The 15,974-nt window shown below is 56.6% G+C and carries 8 protein-coding genes; all 8 read left to right on the top strand.

Features of this window, described 5'->3' with window-relative positions; all coding sequences use genetic code 11:
- Positions 1-162: 162 nt before the first annotated feature.
- The 8 genes from L6R21_07495 (at position 163) to L6R21_07460 (ending at position 15,966) form a co-directional block, all read left to right on the top strand.
- Positions 163-2,592 (top strand): ABC transporter permease, encoded by a 2,430-nt coding sequence (locus L6R21_07495; protein ID MCK6559030.1) that lies wholly within the window; start codon positions 163-165, stop codon positions 2,590-2,592.
- A 71-nt stretch (positions 2,593-2,663) separates the two neighbouring features.
- The gene (locus L6R21_07490) at positions 2,664-5,102 is read left to right on the top strand and encodes an ABC transporter permease (GenBank protein MCK6559029.1); all 2,439 of its coding nucleotides are present in this window, start codon (positions 2,664-2,666) and stop codon (positions 5,100-5,102) included.
- Positions 5,103-5,226: 124 nt separating this feature from the next.
- A complete protein-coding gene (locus tag L6R21_07485; protein ID MCK6559028.1) occupies positions 5,227-7,608 on the top strand; it encodes an ABC transporter permease in 2,382 nt (793 codons plus the stop codon).
- Between the two features lie 108 nt (positions 7,609-7,716).
- Positions 7,717-7,947, top strand: coding sequence for a hypothetical protein (locus L6R21_07480; protein MCK6559027.1), 231 nt, complete (start codon positions 7,717-7,719; stop codon positions 7,945-7,947).
- Between the two features lie 156 nt (positions 7,948-8,103).
- The gene (locus tag L6R21_07475; protein ID MCK6559026.1) at positions 8,104-10,524 is read left to right on the top strand and encodes an ABC transporter permease; all 2,421 of its coding nucleotides are present in this window, start codon (positions 8,104-8,106) and stop codon (positions 10,522-10,524) included.
- Positions 10,525-10,627: 103 nt separating this feature from the next.
- Positions 10,628-12,997: an ABC transporter permease gene (locus L6R21_07470; protein ID MCK6559025.1), complete on the top strand. Its 2,370-nt coding sequence runs from the start codon at positions 10,628-10,630 to the stop codon at positions 12,995-12,997.
- A gap of 58 nt (positions 12,998-13,055) precedes the next feature.
- Positions 13,056-13,511, top strand: coding sequence for a nuclear transport factor 2 family protein (locus tag L6R21_07465; GenBank protein MCK6559024.1), 456 nt, complete (start codon positions 13,056-13,058; stop codon positions 13,509-13,511).
- An 82-nt stretch (positions 13,512-13,593) separates the two neighbouring features.
- The gene (locus L6R21_07460) at positions 13,594-15,966 is read left to right on the top strand and encodes an ABC transporter permease (protein ID MCK6559023.1); all 2,373 of its coding nucleotides are present in this window, start codon (positions 13,594-13,596) and stop codon (positions 15,964-15,966) included.
- Positions 15,967-15,974: the final 8 nt, after the last annotated feature.

Here is a 15,974-nt window from a genome sequence, read left to right as displayed (position 1 = left end):
TGGAAAAAGGAATTCCATATTTGCTGCCCATTTTGGAATGAGTGATCCACCAATACGTAACGGCTGACCGCTTGCCAAGCCCGATTTTTTTGTCGGCACGATTGCGATCCCTGATTCTGGTTGCTTGTTGCTGGACCGAGCAACCTGCGACAAGGAGACACCATGTTCAAAAACTATCTCAAAATCGCCTTCCGAAATCTGCGCAAGCACAAGGGCTATTCCTTCCTCAACATCGCCGGCTTGGCCATCGGCATGACGTGCTGCGCGCTCATCATGTTGTACGTCCAGCATGAGGCGAGCTATGATCGTTTTCATCAACATGCTCAGCGACTTTATCGTGTCGCACTGGATGCCGGCATCGGCGGCCGCTTCATCAAATCCGCCACGACCTCCGCGCCGATGGCCGCGACGCTGGTGCAGGAGCTTCCCGAGGTGGAAAACGCTGGCCGCTTCTGGCCGGCGCATCGCGTGTTGGTGAGTTACGGCGAGAAACGCGTCTATGAAGACCATTTGATCTATGCGGACGCCAGCATCTTGGGCATGTTCAGTTTTCCACTTGTGCAAGGCGATCCCCAAACCGCACTGGCCGAGCCGAACAGCATCGTCATCACAGAAGCAATGGTCGAGAAGTATTTCGGCAGCGAAGCGCCGCTCGGCAAAGTGTTGCGCTACGACAACCGCGCCGACTACAAAGTCACCGGCGTGCTGCAGAACCTCCCGACAAACTCACATCTCTGCTTCGACATGCTGGTTGCGCTCAATACGCGGCCGGAGAGCCAAAACCCGCGCTGGATCAGCAATTCATATCATACCTACGTGTTGTTGCGAGAAGGCACCTCACCCGCTCAACTCGAGGCCAAATTCCCCAGCCTGGTCAAGAAATATGTGGCCCCGCAGATCGAAGCCGTGCTCGGACAATCCTACGACCAAGCCATCGCCGCCGGCGCGAAGTGGGGGTATTTTCTCGAAGCTGTGCCGGACATTTATCTTCATTCCCGCGTCGAAAATCAAATCGGCGCGACCAGCGACATCAATTACCTCTACATTCTCACCGCGATTGCGCTGTTCATTCTGTTGATTGCCGGCATCAACTTCATGAACCTGGCCACGGCGCGTTCCGCCAACCGCGCCAAGGAAGTGGGCATGCGCAAAGTGCTCGGCTCGGTGCGCACACAGCTCGTCAAACAATTTCTCAGCGAATCTGTTTTGCTGGCGTTCCTGGCTTTGTTCATCGCGCTCTTGCTGATCGAACTGCTGCTGCCGGCGTTCAATCGTCTCGCGGACAAGGAATTGACGCTGCACTTTTCTACGAACCTTGGCTTCGCCTCGGGCCTTGCCGGCGTCGCACTGGTCACCGGCGTGTTGGCGGGCCTCTACCCTGCCGTGGTGCTTTCCTCCTTTCAGCCGATCGCGGTGTTGAAAGGCAGCCTGAAAGCCGGCGCCAAAAGTCCGTGGCTGCGCAGCACGCTGGTGGTTCTGCAGTTTGCGATTTCGATCGTTTTGCTCGTCGGCACCGGCGTGGTTTTCCAACAGCTCGAGTACATGCGCAACAAACGCCTCGGTTTCAACAAGGAACAAGTGGTGGTGCTGCCGATTGAAACTGCAACCGGCTTGCGCAACTACGAAGCTTTTCGCGAGCAGCTTTTGCAGAATCCCAATTTCATCAATGTTGCGGCCGCGAGCGGCGTGCCCGGGCGGATCGAGGACGACACCGCCCATCGCCTCGAAGGTGCGCCGGAGGAAGTGGCTTATCCGCTGCAAATTTTTCGGGGAAGCGTGGATTTGTTGAGTACGCTGGAGATTGCAGTGGCGGCGGGACGCGGCTTTTCGCGCGAGTTCGTCAGCGATACGTCGGAAGCGTGCCTCCTCAACGAGACGGCGGCGCGGCTCATGGGCATGACGCCGCAAAGCGCCCTCGGCAAGAAGCTGACGCAAATCGGCCCGACGCCCGCGCAGAGCGAGGTGCGCACCATTATCGGGGTGGTCAAGGATTTTCACTTCGAATCGCTGCACCGCGAAATCAAGCCGCTGGTGATGAGCATTGCGCCGCGCGAATTTGTCAACGTCGTCGCGCGCCTCCGTCCCGAAAATATTCCGGCCACGATCGCCTTCCTGCAAGAAAAATGGCCGGCCTTTGAGCCGGGTTATCCTTTCCGCTATTTTTTCCTGGATGAAGATTTTGGCCGCCTCTTCCGGAACGAGGAGCAGCAGAGCAAGATTTTCGGCAGCTTCACGATTCTCGCCGTACTCATTGCGTGTCTCGGCTTGTTCGGCCTGGCGTCGTTTATCGCCGAGCAGCGCACCAAAGAAATCGGCGTGCGCAAAGTGCTCGGCGCTTCTGTGCAACAGGTCATACTCTTGCTGTCGAAAGATTTCACCCGGCTCGTTGCCGTCGCGTTTGTCATCGCCACGCCGGTCGCGTATGTTGCCATGAACAAATGGCTGCAAGATTTTGCGTATCGCACGACTTTGAGTCCGGCCATTTTTGTGCTCGCCGGCGCGCTGGCGCTGGTGATCGCGTGGCTGACCGTGAGTTATCAAGCGGTCAAGGCGGCGCTGACGAATCCGGTGGAAGCGCTGCGGTATGAATAGCATGGTCATTGGTGTGAGTCCAGTGGCGAATATGTGGAAGGTGTGCCGCCCAATTTTGTGAAGGAACAGAGATGATGGCAATTCTCAGGAATTTCGTCACGCTCGCCAGCCGCCACTTGCTGCGGCAAAAGGGTTACACGGCGATCAACATCGCCGGGCTTGCGATCGGCATGAGCTGTTGCTTGATCATTCTCATGATTGTTGCCGACGAGTTGTCCTATGATCGCTTCCACAAGAATGCCGAGCGCCTCTACCGCGTCACGCTCGATGCCCACGTGCAAGACCGGGAATTCCGCACCGCGCGCAGCAGCGGTCCGGTGGCTCAGAGCCTGCGGGAGACGCTGCCCCAGGTGGAAGCGGCAACTCACCTTCGAGCACGCGGCGGCACGCCGGTCAGTGACTGCGCCGTACGCCATGGCGAGAAAGCATTCAATGAGTATTTGCTGTTCTTCGCTGATTCGTCGTTCTTCGAAGTCTTTTCCTGCGAAGTGCTGGCAGGCGACGTCAACACGTTCTTGACGCAGCCCAATACCATCGTCGTCACCGACGCTACCGCGCGCAAGTATTTCGGCGACGAACCGGCGCTCGGCAAAATTTTGGAAGTGGATGGCCGCTCCCAATTCATGATCTGCGGCGTGGTGAGGGAGTTTCCGCAGCAATCGCATTGGCGTTTCGGTCTCCTCGCCGCATTGGCCGGCCAGACCATCTCGGAACGAGACAATTGGCTCAACAACTCCTGGTACACCTACGTCTTGTTGAAAAAGGGCGCTGCGCGGGAACAAGCGGAAGCCACCTTTCAGTCGATGGTCGAAAAGAACGTCCAGCCCGCGGTGGAAGAAGAGTTGGGCGGCAATTGGAGTGAAATGAAATCGCAGGGCATGTACTATCGTTACCGCTTTCAGCCGATCACCAGCATCCATCTGCACTCGCGCCTTGATGAGGAGGTCTTTCCGCCGGGCAACGCCGCCACGGTGTACGCGCTCGCCATGATCGCTGTGTTCATTCTGTTGATTGCCTGCATCAATTTTATGAATCTCGCCACCGCCCGTTCGGCGCGTCGCGCCAAAGAAGTCGGCGTGCGCAAAGTTCTGGGTTCACAAGTGCTGCAACTGCGGCTTCTGTTCATCGGTGAAGCCGTATTACTTGCCGCTTTGGCCATGGTGGTCAGCCTCGGCCTCATGGAATGGGCGCTGCCGCTGGTCAACAGCCTCACCTCCAAATCGCTCTCGCTGGAATTCCTCGCCCACCCGCGTGCCCTCGCCGGTCTGCTTGGCTTTACGCTCCTGGTTGGCGTTCTGGCGGGCGGCTATCCGGCCTTCGTGCTTTCCTCGTTTCAACCGGCCACTGTGCTGAAGGGTGAAGTGCGCGGCGGCATGCGCGGCGGTCGGCTGCGCGGCGCTTTGGTGATCCTGCAATTTGCCATCTCGATTGCCTTGATGGTGGGTACCATGGCCGTGTATCACCAGCTTCAGTTCATGCGCACGCGCGATCTCGGGTTCGACAAAGAACAAATGCTCGTGGTGGACAACACCTGGCTATTGGGCCGCAGCAAAGCACAGAGTTTCAAGGAGTCCTTGCTGAGCCGGCCCGGCATTGCTGCCGCGGCCTTCACACAAAATCTGCCGGGCAACGACATCGGCAGCGCAGCCTACTGGCGCGAGGGCGACAACGCCTCCAATCTCATTATGCTGCGCCAACTTTGGTGCGATCACGATTTTCTGAGCGTGATGGGCGTGCAGTTGAAAGAAGGCCGCTTCTTCAAGCGCGAAGTCACCACCGATTCCGCCAGTGCGGTGATCATCAATGAACGCGCCGCTCGGCTGCTGGGATATGAGCAACCCGTCGGCCGCAAGCTCAACGGCTTTTTTGGCGACGGTGAGAAAGCTCTGGACATCATGGGCGTGACCCGAGACGTGCATTACGAGCCGCTGCACCAGCCGATTCTGCCGATGGTCACATTGATCTCGCGCGGGGCGCCGACGCGTATTGTCCTGCGCGTGCGCGGCGACATACCGGCGCTTATTCGCGAGGTGGAAGCGCAATGGAAAGAGTTCAGCGGCGGGCAGCCCTTCACCGCCTACTTCCTCGATGATCGCCTGGAACGCTACTACCGCGCCGACCAGGCGTTGGGAAGACTATTTGGCATTTTTGCCGGCGTCGGCATCTTCGTCTCCTGTCTCGGCCTGTTGGGCCTGGTCACATACGCAACCGAGCAGCGCACCAAGGAAATCGGCATTCGCAAAGTCTTGGGCGCCACCACCTCGACCGTCGTCAGTTTGCTATCAAAAGAATATTTGAAACTGGTTGCGATTGCCAATCTGATTGCCTGGCCGGTGTCCTACTACTTCATCAACGGCTGGCTGCAAGACTTCGCCTATCGCATTGATTTGGGCTGGGGCATCTTTGTGGCGGCCGGCGGATTGGCGCTGCTCATTGCGTTGCTGACGGTCAGTGCGCAGACGGTGAGAGCCGCGCTGGCGAATCCGGTCGATTCCTTGCGATACGAATAAAAGCCGGATCCCGCGATCGCGGGATGGAGGCGCTGCGGTATGAGTAATCAGTAACCCGTGATCAGTCTTCTGGATAACTGATCACTGGCTACTGAAAACTGGTTACGTTCAACTGGGGCATATTATGCTCAAAAACTATCTCAAAACCACGCTGCGGGTGCTGCTCAAGCAAAAGCTCTTTTCGCTCATCAATGTATTTGGTTTGGCCGCCGGTCTGTCGGTCACGCTGCTTCTTTTGCTCTATTTGCAGGCCGAGCTGAGTTACGACAAATCGTTTGACCGCGGCGAACAAATCTACCGCGTGCTGCGCAAATCGGAAGTCAATGAGAAGGGGTATCTCATCGGCATCACCTCCGGACCTTACGCGCCCGCGCTCAAGAACGATTTGCCCGAGAGCATTCACGACGCGCTGCGCGTGCTGCCCGGTGATGGTCTGGTCAAGTACGAGAATCGCACTTTCATGGAAAAGAAATTCTTCTTCGCCGATGAGAATTTCTTCGAATTCTTCCCTTTCCCCATGGCGCAGGGCGATCCCGCGACGGCGCTGGCCAGTCCCAATGGCGTGGTTCTAACCGCGGCAACGGCGCGCAAATATTTCGGTGGCGCGGATCCGATGGGCAAGGTTCTGCGGGTGGATGATCGCTACGACTTCATCGTCTCCGGCGTGCTGGCGGAAAAGCTCGGCCGCACGCACTTGGATTTTGATTTTGTTGCCTCGTTGAAAAATTTCGAGCGCGCAACGTGGTTCAATGATTGGTGGAGCAACAGTTTCTTGACCTATGTGCTGATCGACAACCCGCAGGAAGCGCAACGGCTCGAGGCAAGATTGCCGGCATTCATCGACAAGTACCTCGGCGAAGATTTCAAGCGCAACGGCCGGCGCATCGATCTGACATTGCAGCCGCTGGCGGATGTCTATTTTCAGGAGGGCATTCGCTACGAGCAGGGCGTGCGGCATGGCGACAAACAAGCGGTCTATATTTTCGGCGTGATCGCCTTTTTCATTCTCATGATCGCCTGCGTCAACTACATGAATCTCACCACGGCCCGCGCCGGCCGCCGCGCCCGTGAAATCGGCGTGCGCAAAGTGCTCGGCGCGCATCGCGGCCGCCTGATTTTGCAATTTCTCGGCGAATCGTTTTTCGTGACCAGCCTCGCTGTGATCATCGCGATTGCCGTGACCGAGTTGGTGCTACCGTGGTTCAATGCGGCTTTCGGACTTGATCTGGCCGTGAACTTCTCCGACCCGTTATTGCTCAAAGCCGCGTTTGGCTTGCTGCTCATCGTGGCGCTGCTCGCAGGAAGTTATCCGGCCTTCTTGCTGTCGGGATTTTTTCCGGCGCGCGTGCTCGGGGGCCGCTTCTCGAAACAGTCTGCCGAGGTCCTGGTGCGCAAAAGCCTGGTGGTTTTTCAGTTCAGCATTTCGGCAGTGTTGATCATCGCCACGGTGCTCGCCGGCAAGCAGCTTGAGTATATGCGACGGAAAGATCTCGGCTTTCGCGCCGAGCAAGTGCTGCTCGTTCCCATCAACAACAGCGAGATGCGCCGGCAGCAGGAAACTTTTGTCGAACGCGTGCGGCAGCAACACGGCATCGCCAGCGCCACGGCGATCTCGGGGCACCCCGGCGGTTTTCACGATGCCATGTCTTTCGCGATCAGCGGCAAAGACGAGAATTACCGCATGCGCACCGTCTACACGGATTTTGATTACGTCGAGACGTTGAGTTTGGAGATCGTCGCCGGCCGGAATTTTTCACGCGCGTTCACGACGGACAAAGCCCACGCCGCGCTGCTGAATGAAACCGCGGTCAAAATGCTTGGCTGGACCAATGAAGAGGCGCTGGGCAAGGAGATGCGCCGCACGATGTTTGACTCCACGCGTTATCAGGTCGTCGGCGTGGTGCGGGATTTTCATTTCTCCTCTTTGAAGGAAGCCATCGATCCGCTGTTCATTTCGATGCGGCCCTTCGCCAACGTGTTCGCGCTCAAAGTCGATCCCACGAACCTTCAGGCGACGCTGGCGGCCGTGCAGAAGCAGTGGGCAGCCATTTCGCCGGCCTATCCGGTTGAGTTCACTTTTCTTGATGAAACATTTTTTCAGCTTTATCAACAGGAACAAAAAGAGTCGAAGCTTTTTGCGATTTTTGCGGTGATCGCGATCATCATTGCCTGTCTGGGCATTTTTGCGCTGGCCGCTTATGCAGCGGAGGCGCGCACCAAGGAAATCGGCATCCGCAAAGTGCTGGGCGCTTCGGCTGCCAATGTCTTCAATCTGCTCTCAAAAGAATTCCTGCGGCTGATTGCCCTGGCGAATCTGGTGGCCTGGCCGATTGCGTGGTATGCGATGAATCGCTGGTTGCGGGATTTCGCCTATCGCACGACGATGGATTGGCAACTATTTGTATTCGCCGGCGGTTTGGTGCTGTTGATCGCATTGCTTACCGTGAGTGCACAAGCCCTCAAAGCCGCGCTGGCGAATCCGGTTGAGGCGCTGCGATATGAGTAGCAAAGCGCACAGTGCCGCGCGCGCAGCCAGATAGAAGAATCACCATTCAAACAACGTAGATGTGGGTTTATGGCGAAACTTAGATTTCACGGCCTCGAGATTTGGCAAATGGCTATCGCAATCGGCGATATGCTTTCTGACATTGCTGACGCACTGGAGCAAAAGCATCTCTCTCGTTTTGCCGAGCAGGTGCGCGGAGCCGGAATGAGCATATTGAACACATTGCCGAAGGTTCAGGATGCGATTCGGACGAAGAGTTTGCCCGTTTTCGCGATAACGCTCGACGCTCAGCATTCGAAAATGCCAATGTCGTGGTTATCCTTTTTCACAGAAAACTGATTGATGAAGAAACACGCGACAGCCTGTCGGAAGATCCGGATCATCTTTGTCGAAAGATTTCAAACTTCCAAAAGAAGCTAAAAATCAGCGAACTCTTGGCGTGCTGCGCAAGGCATTTTCGCTATGCGCCATGCGCCAGACGCTTTGCGAGGAGCCATGCTCAGAAACTACGTGACAATCGCGCTGCGCCATCTCTTGCGGCACAAGGGTTATTCTTTGATCAACATTCTCGGGTTGGCGGTCGGCATGGCGAGCTGTATTTTGATTTTGCTCCACGTGCATGACGAGCTGAGTTACGACCAGCATCACGAGCGGGCCGATCAGATTTACCGGGTAACGCGCGAGTGGTTCAATTCTGACGGCTCTTCGAGCTTGCACCTCGGGCACGTCGCGCCGCCCATCGGGCCGCTGCTCAAAAATGATTTTCCCGGTATTCTGCAAATGGTGCGGATCAAGAGCGGCGGCAGCCCTCTTCTGCGGCACGGCGACAAGGTTTTTCAGGAAGAGCGTTTTTATTTTTCCGATCCGAACATTTTTGAAGTTTTCACGCTGCCTTTGCTCAAAGGCGATCCGCACAATGCGCTGGCTGATCCCGACGGCGTCGTGCTCACGCCGGCAATGGCGCGGAAATATTTCGGCAACGAGGAGCCGCTGGGAAGAGTGCTCAATATTGACAATCAGGCGGATTTAAAGGTCACCGGCATCATGCCGGACATGCCGGCAAACTCGCATTTCCATTTTGACTTTCTCGGCTCGATGAAGCTGCTGGAGCGGGCTCTTGGCGAAGATGAGTTCAAGAATTGGGGCAGCAACAATTACGCAACGTACTTGCTCTTTCCAAAAAACTATCACGTCGAAAATTTCCTAAAAGCCGTTCCGGATTTCATTGGCCGTCACCATCCCGACGGCAAAGAGGCCATCCCGCAAACGACGCTGCGCTTGCAGCGGCTGACGGACATCCACCTGTTTTCGCATCTCGATTCCGAGATCGAGGCCAACGGCAACATCGTATATGTCTACATTTTTTCCGCAATCGCTTTCTTTCTGTTGTTGATCGCGTGCATCAACTTCATGAATCTGGCGACGGCGCGTTCCGCCAATCGCGCCAAGGAAGTCGGCTTGCGCAAAGTCATGGGCGCCGACCGCCGGCAGTTGATCCGACAGTTTCTCGGCGAAACCGTCGTCATGGCGCTGCTCGCCCTGCTGCTGGCAGTGGTGCTGGTCGAAATGGCCTTGCCCAAATTCAATGCTTTTGCCGGAAAAGAACTGGCGCTGCGCTCGCAAGGCCCGTTCTTCATCCTGACAAGTCTGCTCGGCGTCACGCTCTTTGTCGGTATCGTCGCCGGCAGCTATCCCGCCTTTTTCCTCTCGCGTTTTCAACCGGTCGCCGTTTTGAAGGGACAAAAAATCGGTTCGGCGCGCTCGCGCTTTCGTAGCGTGCTGGTCGTCTTGCAATTCGCGATTTCGATCATTTTGATCGTCGGCATGGGCATCGTGTACAATCAGCTCGAATACTGCCGCACCAAAAATCTCGGCTTGAACAAAGAGCACATCGTCGTGCTGCCCGTCGAGCAAGGCCGGGAAATCGTGCGGCGTTATCCACACCTGAAAAACCAACTCCTGCAGCATCCACAAATCGTCAGCGTGGCCGCCTCCAAACGTGTGCCCTCGGGACGGCTGCTCGATTCCTCCGGCGGCAGCGTTCCGATCGGCGACAAATACGAGCCCCTGACGTTTCGCATTGCCAACGTGCGCGTCGATCACAGCTTCATCGATACCTACGGCATCCAAATGGCCGCTGGACGAAATTTTTCGGTGGACTTTCCGACGGACTCCACCGCAGCGTTTATTCTGAACGAGACGGCCGTGCGGAAGATCGGCTGGCCCTCGCCGGAAGCCGCGATTGGCAAGCCTTTTCAATACGGCAACCGCCAAGGCCGTATCATCGGTGTCGTTAAAGATTTCAACTACGAGTCTTTGCAACAGCCAATTACGCCGGTTGTTTTGCTCATCGCCCCGCAAAGCTTCAACAGCATCTCCGTCAAAATTCGCGCGGAGCAGCCGGCGGACATTACCGCCACGCTGGAATTTCTCAAACAAAAATGGCAGGAATTCCGCCCGAATTTTCCGTTCCAATATTCTTTCATCGCCGAGCGCTATGAGCAGCTTTATCAGAATGAGCATCGCCTTGGCCGGATTTTCGGCGCTTTCTCGTTGCTGGCGATTTTCATCGCCTGCCTCGGCCTTTTCGGGCTTGCCTCGTACACGGCGGAACAGCGCACGAAAGAGATTGGCGTGCGCAAAGTGCTCGGCGCATCGTTGGGCAACATCGTGTTCCTGCTCTCCAAGGAGTTTGCGCGGCTGGTGGCCGTGGCCACTCTGGTTTCCTGGCCGCTTGCCTATTTCGCCATGAGCCGCTGGCTGCAGGAATTCGCATATCGGATCAATATCAATCACCAAAGCCTGACTTTTCTATTGGCGGCGCTGCTCGCTCTAGCCATTGCCTTAATCACCGTCAGCTTCCAATCCCTCAAAGCCGCGCTGGCGAATCCGGTGGAAGCGCTGCGCTATGAATGAGGCGCGCCGGCAACACCACGGCCTCACCGAATATCTTGAGCTTTACAGATGACGATCAAATAGTTGTCAAGTCCATTTGGCGTGAAAATTGGGAATCAACCTCATGCTCTCAACCTACTTCCGCCTCGCGTGGCGCCATCTGCTTGCGAACAGAACCGTTGCGCTCATTAATGTTGTCGGCCTGTCCATTGCCGTGGCGTGCTGCATCGCGGTGTTTCTCTTTTTGCAGAATTATTGGACGCTCGACAATTTTCATGAGCACGGCGAGCGCATCTTCATGGTGGAATACGTCACCGAAATCGACGGTGATAAACAAATCTGGGGCGATGCGCCGGCGCCCATTGCCCCGGCGCTGGCCGCGGATTTTCCACAGGTCGAACGCGTCGTGCGCATGCAGCGCGAAGGCGTGAAGTTGTTCAACAAAGAGAACGCTTTCAACGAAGTGCTCGTCTATGCGGACACGGGCTTCTTCTCCATGTTCACTTTTCCGCTGCAATACGGCGATCCCGCCGCGCTTGCTGATCCGAACGCCATCATTCTCAGCGCGGATATGGCACAAAAATATTTCGGCGAGGAGATGCCCCTCGGCCGCACGCTTACGCTGATGACCGACGAACAAGAGCGCAAGCAGTTCGTCGTGCAGGGCGTGGCGCAACCATTTCCGACGAATGTCGGCTTTTCTTTCAATCTGCTCACCGGCTATCACGCCGTTCACAAATCGCTGCAGGCGCAGGAGTGGAAAATCGGCGCGAGCAATTGCGTGTTTGTGCAACTGCGCCGGCTTGAAGAGGCCGCCCAACTCGCGCCGCAAATGGCGCGGTACCTTGCCCCGTTCAACGGCGGGAATCCCGAAGCGAACGTCGTTTCTTTTGCGCTCGATAATCTGCGCCACCCAATGCCCGGAGCTTATGACGTCAATCGCCGGCCCGCGGAAGCGCCCCATCCCGTGTTGACGCTGATGTTCTCGCTCATCGCGCTGACGATGATGGCGTTGTCCTGCTTCAACTATGTGAACATCTCGCTCGGCGGGGTGACGCGGCGCTTGAAAGAAATCGGTATTCGCAAAGTCATGGGCGGGCAGCGCGAGCAGCTCGTCGCGCAATTCATGTCTGAAAATTTGTTGCTTTGCTTCATCGCGTTGCTGCTCGGCCTCATGATCACGGAAGCGTTCCTCGTTCCGCTGCTCAATGCGAACTTTGTGCTGAAAATAAGATTCTCCTTGCTCGAGAACACCGGCCTGTGGCTGATGCTCGCGGGGTTGCTCGCGCTCACCGCGCTGGCCTCCGGCGCGTATCCGTCGCTCTATGTGTCATCATTCAAGCCCGTGGCCATTTTCACCGGCAGGCTGAAATTTTCCGGCAAGAACATTTTGCGGCGCGGTTTGTTGGCAACGCAGTTCGCGCTCGCGTTTCTTGCGGTGATCATCACGGTTCTGCTGTTGGCCACGGTGCACGTGTGGGAAAGACATTCATGGGGCTACGATCCCGACCAGGCTTTGGTCGTGCCGCTCAATGACAGCGCGCAATTCCATCTGCTGCGCAATGAGATTTTGAAAAACCCCAACGTGCTGCGAGTTGCCGGTTCGGTGGATCATGTCGGTCAAGGCTGGCGTCCGGAGGTTTTTCAAATTGACGAAACCAAACAAAAGGCTTCGCGCTACGACGTCGGCGCGGATTATCCCGAAGCGCTCGGCCTGAATTTGGTCGCCGGACGCTTCTTTGATGCGAATCGCCGTGTGGAAGATGAAGACGCGGTGGTGGTCAATGAGACGTTGGCGCGCAAACAAGGCTGGACTGATGCCATTGGCAAGCGACTGCGACTTGAAACGAAAGAGTACACGATCATCGGCGTGGTTGGTGATTTCAAGCTTTTCGCCACCGGCGCCAACCGGCCGGCGCTGTTCTTGCGCGCCGATGAAAATGCGTTCAGCAATCTCGTCGTACGCTTCGCCGCCGGCAGCGGCAAGCAAGTCGCCACGCAAATCGAGCAGGACTGGCAGCAGCTTTTTCCGAACACGCCGTGCAATCATTTTTTTCAGAGCGAGGTTTTTGACGGCTTCTATCAAAGTTCGCGCAAGCTGTCCAGAAGCTTCGGTTACATCGCCGGCCTCGCGCTGATGATTGCCTGCATGGGTTTGTACGGCCTGGCCGCCCAACATTTCGCCCGGCGCTTGAAGGAAGTCGGCGTGCGCAAAATGCTCGGCGCTTCGGTCGCACAAATTCTGTTGTTGATCAATCGCGAGTTTATGTTTCTGCTGTTGGGCGCCGGCGCCTTCGCGACGGCGTTGAGTTTCGTCGCGACGCGCCTTTTGCTGCGTGCAGTAGAGCCTTTTGTTGGAAATTACACGCCCGGCCTCGCGCCATTTTTACTGGCATGCCTCATCGTCTTGCTCACTGCCGCGCTTGCGGTTGGCCGGCAATCGTGGAACGTGACGCGAGTAAATCCCGCAGCGATGCTGCGCAACACGGAATGACCATGGCATGGCAAGGCTGCTCTTGCATGGTGTTGAAACATAACGAAAGGACTCACTCATGAGAATTATTGTCACTGCATTCATGTTTGCCGTAATCACCACGGTTTTGCCGCTGTATGCGCAAACCGCGGCAGACTCCGCCGCGATCAAAAAAGCGGCGTTGGATTATGTCGAAGGCTGGTATGAAGGTAACCCCGAGCGCATGGAACGCGCGCTGCATCCCGAGCTGGCGAAGCGCATTGTGCGTACGGATCAAAGCGGCAGAAGCCGGCTCGAACAAATGAGCGCCATGAGCCTGGTGCAAGGCGTGAAACGCGGCGGCGGCAAAGATACGCCCCTCGCGCAGCAACAAAAAGACGTTTTCATCCTCGACATTTTTCAAAACACCGCCAGCGCCAAAGCCATCATGTCCGGCTGGATCGACTACATGCACCTGGCCAAATGGAACGGCGAGTGGAAGATCGTCAACGTGCTGTGGGAGCTGAAGGCGAAGCCTGTGATCAATAATCAGTAATCAGTAACCAGTGATCAGTAACTGAAGACTGATGACTGACCACTGATAACTGATGACTGGTCACTGACAAGCGGAGTCGACAATGTTCAAAAACGAGCTCAAAATCGCGCTGCGCAATCTGTTGCGTCACAAAGGCTACTCGTTTATCAACGTCGTGGGCCTGGCCATTGGCATGGCATGTTGCATACTCATCTTGCTTTGGGTGCGCGACGAGCTGAGTTACGACTCATTTCATCCCGAGTCCGATCGCATTTATCGCGTCGTGCAGGAACAGCGCTTCAGCGGCTCCGCGCAACAAGTGGCGGTCGTGGCCGCGCCGGTGGCGCCGGCCCTGGCGCATGATTTTCCGGAGGTCGAAATTGCCGTGCGTGTCCGGCCGCGTACCCATCTGGTGAGCTTCGGCGCGAAGAAATTCTTCGGTGAACGGATCGCGTATGCCGATTCGAATGTCTTCAAGCTTTTCGCGTTCCCCTTGCTGCGTGGAAATCCGGAGACGGCGCTGGCGACGCCGCGCTCCGTGGTCATCACCGAAAGCATGGCGAAAAAATACTTCGGCGCGGAAGATCCCGTGGGCAAGGTATTGAGATTCGATAATCGCTACGACTATGCGGTGACCGGCATCATGCAGGATATTCCATTCAATTCGCACATCCGCGCCGATGCGCTCGCCACGTTCACGGTATTCAACGACGAGCCCTGGATCAACAAGTGGGGAGTCAATTTGCTGTGGACCTATCTTCGCTTGCAAGACGGCGTTTCGCCGCAGGCGCTGAATGAAAAGCTGCCGGGGTTCACCAAAAAATATCGCGGCGAAGAAACGCTGGCCAACATTTCATATTCTCTCCAGCCGCTGCGCGATATCCATCTGCGCTCGCATATGGTGGCCGAAATGAGCGCCAATGGCGACATTGCCTACATTTACATCTTTTCGGCTGTGGGCGTTTTCGTGCTCTTGATCGCCGCCATCAATTACATGAACCTCGCCACCGCCCGCGCGGCGCAACGCATGAAAGAAGTCGGCGTGCGCAAGGTGCTCGGCGCCCATCGCCTGCAATTGCTCAAACAATTCCTCGGGGAATCACTGCTGTTGGCTTTCTTTGCGTTGCTGTGCGCCCTCGTCATGGTCGAGCTGGTGCTGCCGGCGTTCAACGATTTTGCCGGAAAGACTATGGCATTGAGCTATCGCACCGACGCGCTCGTCCTGGCGGCTTTGCTCGGCGTTGGTGTCCTGGTTGGCGTGTTGGCTGGATCTTATCCCGCCTTTTTTCTTTCCGCATTTCAGCCGGCCACGGTTTTGAAGGGCATTTTGAAATCCGGCCAGCGCGCCGCGCTGTTTCGCCGCGTGCTCGTCGTCTCGCAATTCGGCATTGCGATCATCTTGTTAGTTGGCACGATCGTGGTATTTCAACAACTCAGTTTTGTTAGAGCGCGGCATCTTGGCTTCAACAAAGAACATCTGTTGGGGATCAATGTGCGGGATCGCGGGCTGTCCGGCAAAACCGAGATGGTCAAGGCCGAGTTGTCGAAGATCCCGAGTGTTGTGAGCGCGACCGCCAGCTCGAATTTCGTCGGGGCCTTTCTCGGGCAAAGCACGTTTCAGCCGGAAGGCGACGACCAAAGCGAGTGGCTCATGTCCGAATTGTACGTTGACGCCGACTTCATCGAGACGATGGAGATGCAAATCGTCGCCGGCCGTGATTTCTCGCGCGCCATTGCCGGCGATTCGACAACAGGGTTCATCGTCAACGAAGCTGCCGTCAAAGCCATGGGATTGCAGACGCCGGAAGCGGCGCTGAACGTGCGGCTGCGGCGCGGCGACAGCCGCACCGGCCCGATTCTCGGCGTAGTCAAGGATTTCAATTTCACCTCACTGCACCGTGAGATCGAGCCGCTGGTCATGATTTATGATCCCGAGCATGTTCTGCCCATCACCCTGCGCATTCGTCCGGAGGAAGTTGCCGGCACGCTGGCTGCTTTGGAACAAACGCGGAATCGCCTTTCGCCGGCCTGGCCGTTTGAATACGCTTTCATGGATGAAAGCCTCGACGCCTTGTATCGCGCCGATGAAAAAGTCGGCCAAATTTTCGGCAGCTTTGCCGCGATCGCCATTGGCATTGCCTGTCTCGGCCTGCTGGGGCTGGCGGCGTTTACCGTCGAGCGCCGTACCAAAGAAATCGGCATTCGCAAAGTCTTGGGCGCCTCGACGTCCGGCGTTATTGCACTGCTCTCAAAAGAATTTTTGCAGCTCGTGCTGTTTGCCAATCTCCTTGCGTGGCCGGCGGCATACTTTGCCGCAAGAAGATGGCTCGAAGAATTTGCCTATCGCGTTGATCTCGGCCTCACGGCGTTTTTGCTGGCTGCGGCAACCGCCCTGGCGATTGCTTTTGTGACCGTGAGCCTGCAGGCCCTCAAAGCCGCCATGACGAATCCGGTGGAGGCATTGAGATACGAATGACCTCTCAA

The organism is bacterium (assembly GCA_023150945.1).
Lineage (GTDB): Bacteria > Zhuqueibacterota > Zhuqueibacteria > Zhuqueibacterales > Zhuqueibacteraceae > Coneutiohabitans.
The sequence above is the reverse complement of the archived record's forward strand: the minus strand, read 5'-3'. Positions and strand labels throughout refer to the sequence as shown.